This is a genomic window from Micromonospora sp. WMMD1076 (assembly GCF_029581475.1).
Taxonomy (GTDB): Bacteria; Actinomycetota; Actinomycetes; order Mycobacteriales; family Micromonosporaceae; genus Micromonospora; species Micromonospora aurantiaca.
Genome location: NZ_CP120862.1, coordinates 1,973,138 through 1,988,615, shown reverse-complemented (window position 1 = coordinate 1,988,615; position 15,478 = coordinate 1,973,138). Strand labels below are relative to the sequence as shown.

Below are 15,478 nucleotides of genomic sequence, written 5' to 3'. Positions count from 1 at the left end.
CCGCCCGCCGGTGGGCTGCCTAGCCTGTGAGGCATGAGCGACATCGTCGTGTTCGGCGCCGGCGGGACGGCGGGTTCGCGGATCGCCGCCGAGGCGGTCGAGCGGGGGCACCGGGTGACAGCGGCGGTGCGGCGTCCGGAGGCGGTCGGCTACCTGCCACCCGGCGTACGCACGGTGACCGGCGACGCCACCTCGGCGCGGAGCGTACGCGAACTTGCCGAGGATGCGGACGTGCTGGTGGTGGCCATCGGCGGCGGCGAGCGCGAGTTGTGGCGCGACGCCGCGCGGACGCTGGTCGACACGCTGCGAGAGTTGCCGGACCCGCCTCGGGTGATCCACGTCGGCGGCGGCTCGACGCTGCTCACGCCGAAGGGCACCCGCTACCTGGACGAGCCGGACTTCCCGGAGGAGTACCGGGACTCGGCGCACGGCCAGGCCGACGCCCTGGAGTTCTACCGCACCAGCGCGGACGGGGTGACCTGGACGTACGTCTCCCCGCCGCCGCTGGAGTTCCACCCGGGTGAGCGGACCGGGCACTACCGCACCGGCACCGACCAGCCGGTGACCGACGCGCAGGGCCGTTCGGTGCTCACCTACGAGGACCTGGCGGTGGCGATCGTCGACGAGATCGAGGATCCCCGGTTCGGCAACGCCCGCTTCACCGTCGCGTACTGATCCGGCGCGTACTGATTCAGCCGGCCAGCCGGGCCGGGAAGCCGCCGGTGGCGATCGGTCCCCAGGACTCGATCGTGACGCGGATCAGCGACTTGCCCTGCGCGATCATCGCCGACCGGTACTCGTCCCAGTCCGGGTGCTCGCCGGAGATGCTGCGGAAGTAGCCGACGAGCGGCTCCAGCGCCTCGGGCAGGTCGAGCACCTCGGCCACGCCGTCGACCTGCACCCACGGGCCGTTCCAGTCGTCGGAGAGCACGCACGCGGAGACGCGCGGGTCGCGGCGGATGTTGGCGACCTTGGCGCGTTCGGGGTAGGTGGAGATCACCAGGCGGCCCTCGGCGTCCACGCCGCAGGCCACCGGGGAGGACTGCGGGCGCCCGTCGGAGCGGGTGGTCATCAGCACGACGTGGTGGCGGGGGCGGAGGAACTCGATCAGGGCGTCCCGGTCGACCCGGGTGTTCTTCGCGATGCTGCGTGCCATGCCCTCGGTTCTACCAGGCCGCCCGGTCGATCTCAGCGCGGACGCCCGGCGGCCCGCTGCGCCGGGACCTGCTCCGGCACGCGCGGGCGGGCCGAGGGCCGCCAGGCACGGCCGTTGGCGTAGATCACCCGGAAACCGAGGTACGCGGCGAGCGGGGCCCAGTGCGCCGAGCGCATCCGCACCTCGGCGGCGTTGTGCCGCTGCCCGTTGGCGAGCACGTCGAGCAGCACGGTCTCGAAGGCGGCCGACTCGACCCAGTCGACCTCGCGGGTGAAGCCGCAGATCAGCGCCGCGCCGGTGACGTCGAGGAACTCGCGCAGCGTGGCGTCGGAGGCGCGGAGCACCGAGCAGCTGCCGAAGTAGAGGCGGCGGCCCTCGCAGCGGCCGGCCATCCGCTCGGCCACGTCCGACAGCTCGACCGAGTCCCAGTCGGTGAGGCAGAGCCGGCTCGGCTCGCCGTGCATGGCGAAGAAGCCCACCCGGTGATCCGCGTACTGCTTGAGCAGCCACCTGTCGACGAAGTAGAACAGCTCGTCGCGGGTGGCCGCGTCCTTGTGGATGTAGCGGATGCGGCCGAGCCGTTCGAGCAGGTCGAGCGTGGGCAGGACGGATCCTCGTTCGTTGAGGTCGCGGTGCCACTGCCCCTCGACGCAGAACACGCCGCCACGCGCCAACGCCCACCTCCCCGCCCGTCGAGGTCGCCGCCCGGGTCCGGGAGCAGACGTTACCGCTCACCCCCGACGGGCGACACCCGGCGGCGCGTTCGCAAACAGGCACTATTCACAGCCGATATCGCGCAACCGCCCGATGTGAGAACAATTTCGGCTAATCACCACGAAGAATCCTCTCACCTGTCACGGTGAGAGAGACGGGACGTACCGGTCGATGTGCCCGTCCAACCCCAGTTCCGCTCTGACATCGGGAGGACTCTGTGCGCGTCAACACCCTGAAGCGGGCGGCGGTCGCGTTCGCGCTGGCCCTGCCCGGGGCCGCCGTGGCGACCGTCGTGGCCGCGCCACCGGCGCACGCCGACGGCTGCTACACCTGGAACCGGACGCTGGCCCAGGGACGTTCCGGCTCCGACGTACGGCAGCTCCAGATCCGGGTGGCCGGCTGGGCCGGATACGGCGGCATCGTCCGGATCGACGGCGTGTACGGCCCGGAGACGGCCGCCGCTGTCAAGCGCTTCCAGGCCGCGTACGGGCTGCGGGCCGACGGCGTGGCCGGACCGCAGACGTTCGCCAAGATCTACGACCTGCAGAAGGACAGCGACTGCACGCCGAAGCACTTCAGCTACGCCGAGCTGGACAACGGCTGCGGCAAGGGCGGGTGGGCCGGGGGTCCGCTCTCGTCGTCGGCCACCCGGGAGAACGCGCTGCGCACCATGTGGAAGCTGGAGGCGCTGCGGCGCAGCCTCGGCGACAAGCCGCTCTACGTGACCAGCGGATTCCGCAGCATCGCCTGCAACCGGCAGGTCGGCGGCGCCGCGGACAGCCAGCACCTCTACGGCAACGCGGCCGACCTAATCGCCAAGCACCGCAGCCTCTGCGACATCGCCCGATCCGCCCGCGACCAGGGCTTCAGCGGCATCTACGGCCCCGGCTACCCGGACCACGACGACCACACGCACGTGGACTCGCGGCGGGAGAACAACCGGGACAAGGTGCCGAACACCAGGGACTGGTCCGCCCCGGACTGCGGGGTCGAGTAGTGCGGTGACGGCGGCCCGGCACGGGGGTGGGGGCTCCCCGGCCGGGCCGCCGTCGGCATGCTCCGGCACGACCGACGCCGCTCCGCGACGGGGCGTCGATGCGACCGGAACCGGGCGCCGGGCGTCAGCTCACCCGGGCCGGAGGGTCCGGGCAGCCCGCCCGGGGTCCGGGCGAGGCGCGGCCCCACCTCGCCCGGACCGGGCGACGGGTCGGATCGCCCGGGGTCCGGCGACGGGGATCAGCTCGCCCGGGGCCAGCGGGGCCGGGCGGCGGGAGCCGACCGCCCGGCGACGGGCCGCAGGCCGGGCCGCACCGGCGGAGCGGCGATCCGCGGGACCGGACCGCGCGCCGCCGGGGCCGCGGCGGCAGGGCGTCCGGCCTGACCCGGCACCGCCCGGGCCGGCTGTCCCGGCACGGGACGCCCCACCTGTCCGGGTACGCCGGGCCGGGCCACCTGACCGGGTACGCCCGGCCGCGTCACCTGTCCGGCCGGACGGGCGACCTGCCCCGGGGCCGGACGGGCGCCGGACGGACCGGTCAGCACGAACGGGAAGGGCACGTGCACGAACGGGTTGCCGTGCCGGATCAGCGCGTCGATCTGGCGGTCGTTGAGACCGTGTGTCTCCAGCACACGCCGGCCCCAGCGATGCAACCGGCAGGGGAACGACGAGCCGTCGTTGCGGCACTTCGGCCCCGCGGGCCACTCCTCGGCGGCGTGCACCACCACCGCCCGGACCGCGAGGCGGACGTCCTCGGGGGTCAACGGCGCCGGTACCGGCACCTCGCCCAGGATCTGGTCGATGGGATCCGTCGACTGCTCACCAACTCGCACGGCAGGCCTCCCGCAGTTCGGCAGCGGTGCGGCGGAACGGCCGCACCACATCCTCGACCACTGGTACGGCCCGGAAACGGCAGCAGTTCAATCCCGCCACCCGGCGACTCAGACCAGGCCGGCGTCCTGGACCAGCAGGGCCACCTGCACGCGGTTGTTCAGGTCGAGCTTTGTCAGCAGGCGCGACACGTACGCCTTCACGGTCGCCACGCTCATGAACAACTCGGTGGAGATCTCCGCGTTGGTGCGGCCCCGGCCGAGCAGCACCGCGACCTCCCGCTCCCGCTCGGAGAGGCCGTCGAGCAGCCGTACCGCCCGCTCCCGTTTCGGGTCCGGGCCCGCCACCGGCGCGGTGCCTGTGACGTGCGCGATGAGCTTGCGGGTCACCGCCGGGGACAGCGTCGCCTCCCCCGCCGCGACCCGGCGTACCGCCGCCACGATCTCGGCCGGCCGGGTGTCCTTGAGCAGGAAGCCGCTCGCCCCGGCGCGCAGCGCCCGCAGCACCTGCTCGTCGGCGTCGAACGTGGTGAGCACCAGCACCTCGGGCGGTTCCGCGGTGGCACGCAGCGCCTCGGTGGCGGCCAGCCCGTCGACCCGGGGCATGCGGATGTCCATCAGCACCACGTCCGGGGCGTACGCGGCGACCGCCGCCGGCACCTCGGCGCCGTCGGTGGCCTCGCCGACCACCGCCAGGTCGGGTACGCCGCCGAGGATCATCGACAGCGCGCCGCGGACCAGCGGGTCGTCGTCGACGATCAGCACCCGCACCGGCGCGCTCACCGGGCCGCCCAGGGCAGCCGGGCGGTCAGCCGGAAACCGCCGTCGGCGTCCCGCCCGTGTTCGAGGCGGCCACCGGCGAGCGTGACCCGCTCCGCGATCCCGACCAGCCCGGTGCCGGCGCCGGGAATGGCGGTGGGCGAGGCGCCGACCGGCCACGGGTTGTGGATGTCCACCGCCAGCCCGTCTCCCGCGCCGCCCGCCAGCCGGACCGTCACCACCGCACCGGGCGCGTGCTTGCGGGCATTGGTCAGCCCCTCCTGCACGATCCGGTACGCGCTGCGCCCGATCGCCGCGGGCACCACCTCCGGCTCGGTCACCTCGTCGACGACGGTGACCCGTACCCCGGCGTCGCGGCTCTCCGCGACCAGCGCGGGCACGTCGGCCAGTGTGGGCTGCGGCCGTTCCGGCGTGGCCTCGGAGCCGACCTCGGCCCGTAGCACGCCGATCACCTCGCGCAGGTCCTGGAGCGCGGCGTGCGCGCTCGCCCGGATCACCCCGGCCGCCCGCGCCACCTCCTCCGGCGGCGCGTCCGGCCGGAACTCCAGCGCGCCCGCGTGCAGGCTGAGCAGGGAGATCCGGTGGGCGAGCACGTCGTGCATCTCCCGGGCGATCCGGCCGCGTTCGAGCTGCCGGGCCTGGTCGAGCCGGAGCTGCTGCTCGGCCTCGGCCCGCTCGGCCCGGTCCCGCAGGGACAGCACCAGCTGGCGGCGGGCCCTGACGAACAGCGCCCACGCCACCACCACGCCGATGAACAGCGCGGTCCAGATCACGGAACCCCAGAACGGCATCGTCGGGTCGGGCCGCACGGCGAGGTAGACCGGCAGGCTCAGCACGTTCCAGACCGCCAGTGCCAGGCCCACCGGCAGCGGCCGGTGCACGAGCACGGTGAACGTGATGACGAGCAACGCGAGGCCGGAGGTGACCGAGAAGAACACCAGCGGCGCGGTGGCCAGCGCCAGCCCGACCGGCCAGCGGCGGCGCAGCCAGAGCGCGCCGCTGACGAGCAGGCCGATGAGCAGGTCGACCTCCTCCAGCCAGGCCGGGCCGGCGTTGAGGCCGAACTCCGGGGTGGCGCTGGTGACGTCGCCGTGCGCGATCAGCACCCAGAGCAGCGAGGCCACGAACAGCACGCCGTCCACGAACCAGTCCCGCGGCGTCCGCCGGGCGGCTCGGGCGGGCACCAGGGAACCCGGCAGGAGCCAGGGATAATCGGGTACGGCGGCGCTGGTCACCCGTCCATGCTAGGAAGCCCTCCGGACCGGCTACCAGCTACCAAAGTCGACGCCTGCGGTGAACCGAGGTCGACGGCGGCGCAGACCGCCGGCCGCAGCGCGTGACCGGGTGGCCCCGGCAGGCTCGACGGCATGATCGAAGTCGACCAGCTCACCAAGCGGTACGGCCCGCACACCGCCGTCGAGGACGTCACGTTCCGGTGCGAACCGGGGTCGGTGACCGGTTTCCTCGGGCCGAACGGCGCCGGGAAGTCCACCACGATGCGGATGATCTGCGGGATGACGCCACCCACCTCGGGCGGTGCCACGGTCGGCGGACGCCCCTACCGGCACCTGCCCAACCCGGGGCGGGAGATCGGCGTGCTGCTCGACGCCTCGGCGCAGCACGCCGGGCGCACCGGGCGGGAGACGCTCACGCTCGCCGCCCGGACCATGGGCGTCGACCGGGGGCGGGTGGCGGCGGTACTCGACCAGGTCGGCCTGAACGACACCGCGGCCCGGCGCCGCGTCGGCGCGTACTCCCTGGGCATGCGGCAGCGGCTCGGCCTGGCGCTGGCGCTGCTGGGCGACCCCCGGGTCCTGATCCTGGACGAGCCGGCCAACGGCCTCGACCCGGAGGGGATCTTCTGGATGCGCGGCCTGCTGCGCGACTTCGCCGACCGGGGCGGCACCGTGCTGCTCTCCTCGCACCTGCTGCGCGAGGTGGAGGCGGTGGCCGACCGGCTGGTGGTGATCGGCGGCGGCCGGGTGGTCGCCCAGGGCGGCAAGGACGAGCTGCTCGCCGGTGCCGGCACGCTCGTGCGCGCCCGCGACGCGCACGCCCTGCGCCTGACGCTGGACCGGGCCGCGCTGCCCGCCACCGACGGCACCGACGGCGGCTTCGTCGTCCGGGCCGAGCCGGGCCAGGTCGGCCAGGCCGCGGCGGACGCCGGGCTGGTCCTCACCGAGCTGCGCCCGGCCGGCAGCGGCGGCCTGGAACAGCTCTTCCTCACCCTCACCGCCGGCGCGTCGACCAAGGAGGCCGTCCGATGACCACCACTGCCGTTCCGACCGCACCGCCGCGGCACGCGCCGGCCGCCGCCGGTCCCTCGCTGGCCCGGCTGACCGCCGTGGAGCTGCGCAAGCTCGCCGACACCCGGGCCGGACGCTGGCTGCTGATCACGATCGGGCTGATCGCGGCCGCGATCGTGGTGGTGCAACTGTTCGTCGTCGACGCGCCGGACCAGACGTTCACCGCGTTCTTCACCCCGTCGCTGCTGCCGGTCGGGCTGCTGCTGCCGGTGCTCGGCATCCTCTCCATCACCGGCGAGTGGTCGCAGCGCAGCGCGCTCACCACGTTCGCGCTGGTGCCCCGTCGCGAGCGGGTGATCGTCGCCAAACTGGCAGCGGTGGTGCTCGCCGCGCTCGCCTCGGTGCTGGTCAGCCTGGCCGTCGCCGCCGTCGGCACGCTCGCCGCCCGCGCCACCGGCGGGGCGGGCGCCTGGACGTTCGACTGGCAACTGCTGCCGCACGCGGCCGTGTTCCAGGTGGCGAGCGTGCTGATGGGCGCCGCCTTCGGCCTGCTGCTGCTGAACACGCCGCTGGCGATCGTCGCCTACCTGCTGCTGCCCACGGTGTGGAGCTTGCTCGCCGCGATGATCTCGGCGCTGCGTGAGCCGGCCCGCTGGCTGGACACCTCGTACACGATGGAACCGCTGCTCGGTGCCGAGATGACCGGCGGGCAGTGGGGCCGGCTCGGCGTCTCGCTCGCCGTCTGGGTGCTCCTGCCGCTGGTCGCCGGCCTGGTCCGCACCATGCGCCGGGAGGTGTCCTGACAGTGGCCGACTGGCAACCCGGCGAGGACGTCGTGGTCGACGGCGGACGCGGCGAGTTGGTGCTGATGTGGGCGGGGTTCCCGCTGCTCGGCGCGGGGCTGGGCGGCGGGCTGGCCGCGGTGTCCGGCTGGATCGCCGGGCTGGCCTGGTTCCCGTTCCAGGGCCTGTTCGAGCTGCTCGACCGGTGGCCGGACGATCGGGCGTACCCGATCGGGGCCGGGGTGGGCCTGCTCGGCGGCCTGTTCCTGGCGGTCGTGGCGGTCCGCGAGCGGCTGACCGTCACGGTCGGGCACCGGACGGTGCGGCTGCACCGCGACGGGCACGGCCGGGACCTGGCCCGCGCCGACGTGGCGGGGGTGTTCGTCGACGGCAAGGCGCTGGTGCTGCTGGACACCGCCGGTGGCGAGCTGGCCCGGGAGAAGTCCGACCTGGACGCCGGGCGGCTGCAGGAGGCGTTCACCCGGCAGGGCTGGCCGTGGACCGGTCAGGACCCGCACCGGGACGCGTACCGGCGGTGGGTGGAGGGGCTGCCCGGCCTGCCGCCCGGCGCGGACGCCCTGCTGCGGGCCCGGCAGCGGGCGCTCGACGGCAGCCACGACGCCGAGACCCGGGAGCTGCACGGGGAGCTGGCCCGGCTCGGCGTCGTGGTCCGCGACGAGGGCAGACGGCAGTACTGGCGGCTGGTGGCCGGCCCGCCGCCGGCGTGACATGCCACATCCGCTGGCGCGTTTCCGGTACCAGAACGAACTGTTCGGGCATGTTCTCCGTACACACGTGTGGTTCGTGACGTCTACCTCGGAGGCATGGTGTCCGCACTTCGAACTGATCCATTCGCGGGGGCGATTCTCCAGGTCGGCGTACTGGCGGCCCTGGACGGCACGGTCGGCCTGAGCGCGTACGGCTGGCTTGCCGGTCTGCTCTTCGGGGTGGTGACGGTCACGGCGCTCGGATACGGGCTGTGCCGCTCGGGCGCGGACCGGCTCGGCCCGGCCGACTGGGTGACGCTCACCCGGGCGACGCTCGCCGGCGGGGTGGCCGCGTTGACCGTCGACTCGTTCCGCGAGCCGATCGTGGTGCCGGTGCTGGTCGTGCTCAGCGCGGTGGCACTCTCCCTGGACTGGGTCGACGGGCAGGTGGCCCGGCGTACCGGCACGGTGAGCGCGCTGGGGGCCCGGTTCGACATGGAGGTCGACTCCTTCCTGGTCCTGGTCCTCTGCGGGTACGTCGCCGATCAGGTGGGCGCCTGGGTGCTGGTGATCGGCGCGATGCGGTACGTCTTCGTCGCCGCCGGCTGGGTGCTGCCGTGGATGCGCGGCTCGCTGCCGCCGCGCTACTGGCGCAAGGTGGTCGCCGCCACGCAGGGCATCGCGCTGGCGGTGGTGGCTGCGGGCGTCCTGCCCCGGCTGCCGGCCGTCGCGGTGCTTCTCGGCGCGCTCGCGATGCTCGTCGAGTCGTTCGGCCGTGACGTCGCCTGGCTGTGGCGGCACCGCGTACCGTCGCGGCGGCGCCCGGTGCCGCTCCCGGCCGCGCCGGTCTCCCCCGCGCCCGCCGGTCACCGGACCGGGTGGACGCCGGGCGTGCGGATCGCGCGCCGGCCCATCGAGGTCGGCGGGCCACGCCCGTGACCGACCTGTCCCGCCGGGCGGACGGCGACGACGCCCCGAACGGCACCACGAACAACGGCACCACGACCGACGGTACGACGGCCGAGTGCGACCGCGCCACGAGCGACCCGGGCGACAGTGCCACGTCCGTCGGCGGCCCGGTTGACCGCACGCCCGACGACACAGTGGCCGGGGCCGACGGCATCGCGGCGACCGGCCGAGGGCGCACCCGGCGGCTGCTCGCCGCCGCGGTCACCGCGCTGGCCGCCGCGCTCGTGCTCGTGGCACTGGTCGCGCCGAGCGACGTCAACGGGTTCAGCCCCGGCGCGTTCCTGCGCATCCCGGTGGAGGGGCTGGTCGCCGTCGCCCTGCTGCTCGTCCTGCCGGCACGTCCGCGCCGGGTGGTGGCCACGATCCTCGGCGCGCTGCTCGGTCTGGTCCTCGTCCTCAAGGTCGGCGACCTCGGGTTCTCGCTGGTCCTGGACCGCCCCTTCGACCTGATCGCCGACTGGACGTTCCTCGGCGCGGGCGCGGAGTTCCTGTCCGAGTCGTACGGCCCGGCCGCCGAGGTGGGCGCGGTGGCGCTGGCGGTGGTCGCCGTCCTCGCCGTACCGGTGCTGGTGACGCTGTCGGCGCGGCGGCTGGCCCGGGTCGTGGCCGACCACCGGGTGGTCTCCGCGCGCGCGACCACCGCGCTCGCCGCCGCCTGGATGGTCTGCGCCGTGCTCGGCGCGCAGATCGTGCCGGGCGTCCCGGTCGCCGCCGACACGGTCGCGGCCGGTCTCTACGACCGGGCCCGGCAGGTACGGGCGGGCCTCAACGACCAGGAGACCCTGAACACGCAGCTCGCCGGCGACCCGTTCCAGAACGTGCCGGGCGACGAGTTGCTGACCGCGCTGCGCGGCAAGGACGTGCTGTTCACGTTCGTGGAGAGCTACGGCCGGGTCGCGCTGGAGGACCCGGATCTCGCGCCGGAGGTGGACGCCGTCCTCGACGAGGGAACCCGGCAGTTGCGCGCGGCCGGATACGGCAGCCGCAGCGCGTTCCTCACCTCGTCCACCACCGGCGGCGGGAGCTGGCTCGCGCACGCCACGCTGATGAGCGGCATCCGGGCGGACAACCAGTTGCGCTACACCAACCTGGTGCGCAGCGACCACCTGACCCTCAACGGCGCGTTCAAGCGCGCCGGCTGGCGCACCACGCTGGTCATGCCGGCGCTCACCCGGGCCTGGCCGGAGGCCGACTTCTTCTCCCCCGACCAGGTGTACGGCGCGAAGGAACTCGGCTACCGGGGACCGCTGTTCAGCTTCTCCTCACCGCCGGACCAGTACACGCTGTCGACGTTCCAGCGCCGCGAGCGCGGACCCGGGCACGCACCGGTGATGGCCGAGATCCCGTTGCTGTCCAGCCACATCCCGTGGACGCCGGTGCCGCCGCTGGTCGACTGGGACGGCGTCGGTGACGGCTCGGTGTACAAGGGGACCGCGCGCGCCGACCGCTCGGCGGAGGGCACCCGGGAGGCGTACCGGCAGTCGGTGGTCTACACACTGCGGACGTTGATCTCCTATGTGCAGCGGTACGGCGACGAGAACCTGGTGCTCGTGTTCCTCGGCGACCACCAGCCGGCCCGGGCGGTGACCGGCGAGGGCGCCGGTAAGGACGTGCCGATCACGGTCGTCGCCAAGGACCCGGCAGTGCTCGACCGCATCGCCGGGTGGGGCTGGCAGGACGGCCTCAACCCCGACCCGCAGGCCCCGGTCTGGCCGATGGAGTCGTTCCGTGACCGGTTCCTGCGGGCGTTCGGGCCGAAGTCCACCACTCACAGTTAGGGATGTCGTGACGATGCTCGCGCGGGCCTGGGGGATCACCCGTTCCCTGGCCGTCTACCACGGTCAGCCGGCCAAGCACCGGCGTGCCCGGCAGCTCTACGGGCAGTTCCTCTCCCCCGGTGACCTCGGCTTCGACATCGGCGCTCACGTCGGCGGCCGGGTGCGTACCTGGCGGCGGCTGGGCGCGCGGGTGGTCGCTGTGGAGCCGCAGCCGGACTGCCTGCGGGTGCTGCGCCTGGGCTTCGGGCGGGACGCCGACGTGATGATCGAGCCGACGGCGGTCGGTGCGCGGCCCGGGAGCGCGCGGCTGGAGCTGTCCAGCGCGACGCCGACGGTGTCCACCATGTCGTCGTCGTGGATCGAGTCGGTCACAGCCGATCCGAGCTTCGCCGGGGTCCGCTGGGACCGGTCGGTCGAGGTGCCGGTGGTGACGCTCGACGACCTGATCGCGCGGCACGGCGTACCGGCGTTCTGCAAGGTCGACGTCGAGGGCTTCGAGGTCGACGTGCTGGCCGGGCTGAGTCGTCCGGTGCGCGGGCTGTCCTTCGAGTACCTGCCGCCCGCGCACGACGCCGCGCTGACCGCGTTGGAGCTTGTGGAACGGCTGGGCGCGACGGCGGGCGGCTACCGCTACAACTACTCGCCGGTGGAGACCATGCGGTTCGCGAGCGACCGGTGGCTGGACGCGGCCGAGCTGGTGCGCCTGCTGGAGACGTACCGTCCGGCCGGTCGCTCCGGCGACGTCTACGCCCGGCTGGCGTCCTCGTGACGTAGCGGGCCGCGTGCCTCTCCTCAAACCGGCCGATGGCGACTAACATCGCTGATCATGAATACCAAGCGCGTCACCCGCTCGCGACCCGGGCGGCTGATCGCGGCGGCTGTGCTGGCCGTCGCGGTAGCGTTCCCGCTCGGCGTGACCGGCGCCGCGTCGGCCGCGACCACACTGACCGTGGCGCAGGCGCTCGCCGCCCAGGACGGCCGGACGGCCACCGTCACCGGCTACGTCATCGGCCAGCCCACAGCCACCACAACGGTGCTCACGTCCGGCTTCACCGCCGACACCGCGATCGCCATCGCCGACCAGGCCGGCGAGACCGGCACCGGCCGGATGCTGTACGTGCAGGTGACGGCCGCCTGGCGGAGCACCTTCGGGCTGCTCACCAACCCGTCGCTGCGAGGGCGGCAGGTGACAGCGGCCGGCACGCTCACCGCGTACTTCAGCCACGGCGGGCTGAAGAGCCCGACCGCGATGAGCCTCGGCGGCGGCACCACGCCGAGCCCCACACCGAGTCCCACGCCGACCCCGAGCCCGACCGGCACCGCCGGGCCGGACGCGTACTACGCGAGCGCGGCCGGCAAGACCGGGCCGGCGCTGCGCACCGCGCTGCACGGCATCATCAAGGTGCAGACGAAACTCAGCTACGACCAGGTGTGGGACGCGCTCAAGGACACCGACCAGGATCCGGCCAACCCGGCGAACGTGGTCCTGCTCTACAGCGGACGGTCGCAGAGCAAGACCAGCAACGGCGGCGGCGTCAACGACTGGAACCGGGAGCACGTCTGGGCCAAGTCGCACGGCGACTTCGGCACCGCCACCGGCCCCGGCACCGACGTGCACCACCTGCGCCCGGAGGACGTGTCGGTCAACTCGTCGCGCGGCAACAAGGACTTCGACGCGGGCGGCGGCGCGGTGGCCGAGGCGCCCGGCTGCTACACCGACGCCGACTCGTTCGAGCCGCGCGACGCGGTGAAGGGCGACGTGGCCCGCATGATCCTCTACATGGCCGTCCGGTACGAGGGCGGCGACGGCTGGCCGGACCTGGAACCGAACGACTCGGTCTCCAACGGCTCCGCGCCCCGGCTGGGGCGGCTGTCGAAGCTGCTGGCCTGGAACGACCAGGATCCGCCGGACGCCTTCGAGAAGCGCCGCAACCAGCGGATCTACGAACGCTGGCAGGGCAACCGCAACCCGTTCGTCGACCACCCCGAGTGGGCGCGGTCGATCTGGGGATGACGCTCGTCCGCGATGTGAGGAAGCGTGACGAGCGGGTAGAGACATCCGGTCGACACGGCCGGGGGCGATCGGCACGGATACGCCCCCGGCAACCGCACGATCGGAGATGAGGCTCTCATGGCCCCGAACAGCGTTCCGGACATCGCACTCAACGACGGCAACACCATCCCACAGCTCGGTTTCGGGGTCTTCCAGATCGAGCCGAAGGACACCGCCCGGGCCGTCGGCACCGCGCTGGAGGTCGGCTACCGGCACATCGACACCGCCCAGATGTACGGCAACGAGGCCGAGGTGGGTCAGGCGCTGCGCGCCTCCGGGCTGGACCGCGGCCAGGTCTTCGTCACCAGCAAGCTGAACAACGGCTTCCACCGCCCGGACGACGCCCGCAAGGCGTTCGAGCAGTCGCTGCGGGAGATGAAGTTCGACTACCTCGACCTGTTCCTGATCCACTGGCCGCTGCCCACCCGCTACGACGGCGACTTCGTCTCCAGCTGGAAGGTGCTGGAGGACCTGCAGCGCGAAGGCACCGTACGGTCCATCGGCGTGTCCAACTTCCAGGTCGCGCACCTGGAACGGCTGGCCGCCGAGGCGGACGTGGTGCCGGCGGTCAACCAGATCGAGGCGCATCCCTACCTCGGCAACGAGGAGGTGCGGGCGTACGACAAGGCGCACGGCATCCTCACCGAGGCGTGGTCGCCGATCGCGCAGGGCGAGGTGCTCGACGACCCGACAGTCGTCGACGTGGCCGAGCAGGCCGGACGCACCCCGGCCCAGGTGGTGCTGCGCTGGCACGTGCAGCGCGGCGACATCGTCTTCCCGAAGTCGACCACGCCGAAGCGGATCGAGGAGAACGTCGCGATCTTCGACTTCACGCTCGACGACGCCGCGATGGAGCGGCTCACCTCGCTGGACCGGGGCGAGGCCGGCCGGAGGGGCCCGAACCCGGACGAGTTCGACTACATCCCGAACTGAGCCACCACGCGCGTCGGAGGGGCCCCGGAAGACCGGGCCCCTCCGTTGTTGACTTCGCGCGCACTCGAAGGGGCAGGGTGACCGGCAAAGCTCCGACGGGGAGGAAGACATGCGCTACCGCACCATCGGCACGGACCCGGCCACGCGTCGCGAGGTCAGTGCGCTGAGCCTCGGCGCGATGCTGTTCGGCACCGCCACCGACGAGGCCACCTCGTTCGCCGTCCTCGACCGGTACGTCGAGGCGGGCGGCACCTTCATCGACACCTCGGACAACTACGCCTTCTGGCACAACGGGGGCCAGGGTGGCGAGAGCGAGGAACTGCTCGGCCGCTGGCGGCGCAGCCGCGGGATCGGCGGCGAGGTGGTCATCGCCACGAAGCTGGGCGCCCGCCCGCTCGCCCCCGGCACCAGCTATGTCGACAACCCGGAAGGGCTGTCGGCCAAGGTGATCCGCGAGTCCGCCGAGCGCAGCCGGGAGCGCCTCGGCGTCGAACGGATCGACCTGCTCTACGCCCACATCGAGGACCGGACGATCCCGATGCGGGAGACCGTGGAGGGCTTCGCCGAGCTGGTCGCCGAGGGCACCGTCGGGCTGCTGGGCGCCAGCAACCACCGCGCCTGGCGGGTCGAGCGGGCCCGCGCGCTCGCCGCCGCGGCCGGCCTGCCCGGGTACGAGGTGCTCCAGTACCACCGCAGCTACCTGCCCCGGCGCCCGGACGTGCCGAGCGAGCTGGACCCGGACGGCGACGTCGGCTGGGTCGGCCCCGACCTGCTCAGCTATCTGCGTACGGAGCCGCAGCTCACGCTGGTCGCGTACTCGCCGCTGCTGAAGGGCGCGTACGTCCGGCCGGAGCGGCTCGGCGAGGAGTACGCGCTGCCCACCACTCCGGCCCGGCTGGCGGCGCTGCGAGCGGTCGCCGACGAGACCGGCGCCACCGTCAACCAGGTGGTGCTGGCCTGGCTGATGGGCGGGGACATCCCGTCGATCCCGCTCGTCGGCTTCTCCTCGGTGGTGCAGTTGGAGGAGAGCCTGGCCGCCGTCGACCTGGACCTGACCACCGAGCAGCGGACCAGGCTGGACTCGGCGCGCTGACCGGCGCCGGGCCGGGTGGCCGACACGCCACCCGGCCCGCGCCGTCGTACCAGCCGGCACAGCTGACGTACGGCGCCGGTGAGCGCGTCCCGCACCCGCAGGGTGGACGAGCTGGGCCCGAGCAGGCGTTCGGAGACCTCCGTGGTGTCCCCCGCGGACACGCTGAGCCGTCCGGACTCGTCCTACGACAGGAGACTCCTGTCGTAGCTGCTGTCAGTCGCCGTCACGGCCGACGACGATGCCGCCGGGCCGGGGTGCCGCCGGGCGGGTCACGGTCAGGTGGAGGACACCTGCCGGATCCGCTGCCGCCGAGCACTCTACGGACGATGGACACGATGGCCCCCGCTCGGTTTCAATGCGTAGAAAGGCGTCCGCGTACCCACAACCGGGACGCGCCCCGTGCGTCGGATGCCGGCGCAGCCTACGGCAGGTGATCGATC

The 15,478-nt window shown here is 73.5% G+C and carries 16 protein-coding genes; 11 read left to right on the top strand and 5 right to left on the bottom strand.

Going from position 1 to position 15,478, the window contains the following annotated elements; translation table 11 throughout:
* The first annotated feature begins 33 nt into the window (after positions 1-33).
* Positions 34-675 (top strand): NAD(P)H-binding protein, encoded by a 642-nt coding sequence (locus O7622_RS09730; protein WP_282313011.1) that lies wholly within the window; start codon positions 34-36, stop codon positions 673-675.
* Positions 676-691: 16 nt separating this feature from the next.
* Here the strand turns inward: O7622_RS09730 and O7622_RS09725 are convergent, their stop codons facing one another.
* Both O7622_RS09725 and O7622_RS09720 read right to left on the bottom strand, forming a co-directional pair.
* Positions 692-1,156, bottom strand: coding sequence for a PPOX class F420-dependent oxidoreductase (locus O7622_RS09725; RefSeq protein WP_282313009.1), 465 nt, complete (start codon positions 1,154-1,156; stop codon positions 692-694).
* A 32-nt stretch (positions 1,157-1,188) separates the two neighbouring features.
* Positions 1,189-1,830, bottom strand: coding sequence for a hypothetical protein (locus O7622_RS09720; protein ID WP_030272928.1), 642 nt, complete (start codon positions 1,828-1,830; stop codon positions 1,189-1,191).
* Between the two features lie 257 nt (positions 1,831-2,087).
* On the opposite strand from O7622_RS09720, the gene O7622_RS09715 reads away from it, so the two are divergent.
* The gene (locus O7622_RS09715; protein WP_282313007.1) at positions 2,088-2,867 is read left to right on the top strand and encodes a D-Ala-D-Ala carboxypeptidase family metallohydrolase; all 780 of its coding nucleotides are present in this window, start codon (positions 2,088-2,090) and stop codon (positions 2,865-2,867) included.
* A 239-nt stretch (positions 2,868-3,106) separates the two neighbouring features.
* On the opposite strand, the gene O7622_RS09710 is transcribed toward O7622_RS09715, so the two are convergent.
* The 3 genes from O7622_RS09710 to O7622_RS09700 form a co-directional block, all read right to left on the bottom strand.
* Positions 3,107-3,700, bottom strand: a complete 594-nt coding sequence (locus tag O7622_RS09710; RefSeq protein ID WP_282313006.1) for a hypothetical protein — start codon at positions 3,698-3,700, stop codon at positions 3,107-3,109.
* Between the two features lie 108 nt (positions 3,701-3,808).
* Positions 3,809-4,492: a response regulator transcription factor gene (locus O7622_RS09705; protein ID WP_282314097.1), complete on the bottom strand. Its 684-nt coding sequence runs from the start codon at positions 4,490-4,492 to the stop codon at positions 3,809-3,811.
* Positions 4,477-5,712 carry a histidine kinase gene (locus tag O7622_RS09700; protein WP_282313004.1) on the bottom strand — a complete coding sequence of 412 codons (1,236 nt, stop codon included), beginning with the start codon at positions 5,710-5,712 and terminating at the stop codon, positions 4,477-4,479. Before O7622_RS09700 ends, O7622_RS09705 begins: the two co-directional genes overlap by 16 nt.
* Before the next feature lie 132 nt (positions 5,713-5,844).
* On the opposite strand from O7622_RS09700, the gene O7622_RS09695 reads away from it, so the two are divergent.
* The 9 genes from O7622_RS09695 to O7622_RS09655 all read left to right on the top strand — a co-directional run bounded on the left by O7622_RS09695 (position 5,845) and on the right by O7622_RS09655 (position 15,038).
* Positions 5,845-6,744, top strand: a complete 900-nt coding sequence (locus tag O7622_RS09695) for an ATP-binding cassette domain-containing protein (protein ID WP_282313002.1) — start codon at positions 5,845-5,847, stop codon at positions 6,742-6,744.
* Positions 6,741-7,526, top strand: a complete 786-nt coding sequence (locus O7622_RS09690; protein ID WP_282313000.1) for an ABC transporter permease — start codon at positions 6,741-6,743, stop codon at positions 7,524-7,526. The genes O7622_RS09695 and O7622_RS09690 overlap by 4 nt, the downstream gene beginning before the upstream one ends.
* 2 nt (positions 7,527-7,528) lie before the next feature.
* Positions 7,529-8,233: a hypothetical protein gene (locus tag O7622_RS09685; protein WP_282312999.1), complete on the top strand. Its 705-nt coding sequence runs from the start codon at positions 7,529-7,531 to the stop codon at positions 8,231-8,233.
* Between the two features lie 96 nt (positions 8,234-8,329).
* Complete coding sequence (locus O7622_RS09680; RefSeq protein ID WP_282312997.1) at positions 8,330-9,151, top strand: CDP-alcohol phosphatidyltransferase family protein; 822 nt, start codon at positions 8,330-8,332, stop codon at positions 9,149-9,151.
* Positions 9,148-10,959: a sulfatase gene (locus tag O7622_RS09675; protein ID WP_282312996.1), complete on the top strand. Its 1,812-nt coding sequence runs from the start codon at positions 9,148-9,150 to the stop codon at positions 10,957-10,959. Before O7622_RS09680 ends, O7622_RS09675 begins: the two co-directional genes overlap by 4 nt.
* Before the next feature lie 13 nt (positions 10,960-10,972).
* On the top strand, positions 10,973-11,728 hold the full coding sequence (locus O7622_RS09670; RefSeq protein ID WP_282314096.1) for an FkbM family methyltransferase: 756 nt from the start codon (positions 10,973-10,975) through the stop codon (positions 11,726-11,728).
* A gap of 57 nt (positions 11,729-11,785) precedes the next feature.
* Positions 11,786-12,973: an endonuclease gene (locus tag O7622_RS09665; RefSeq protein ID WP_282312995.1), complete on the top strand. Its 1,188-nt coding sequence runs from the start codon at positions 11,786-11,788 to the stop codon at positions 12,971-12,973.
* Between the two features lie 117 nt (positions 12,974-13,090).
* Positions 13,091-13,945, top strand: a complete 855-nt coding sequence (locus O7622_RS09660) for an aldo/keto reductase (protein ID WP_282312994.1) — start codon at positions 13,091-13,093, stop codon at positions 13,943-13,945.
* A 109-nt stretch (positions 13,946-14,054) separates the two neighbouring features.
* Entirely contained in the window at positions 14,055-15,038 is a 984-nt protein-coding gene (locus O7622_RS09655; RefSeq protein WP_282312990.1) for an aldo/keto reductase, read from the top strand.
* Positions 15,039-15,478 lie beyond the last annotated feature (440 nt).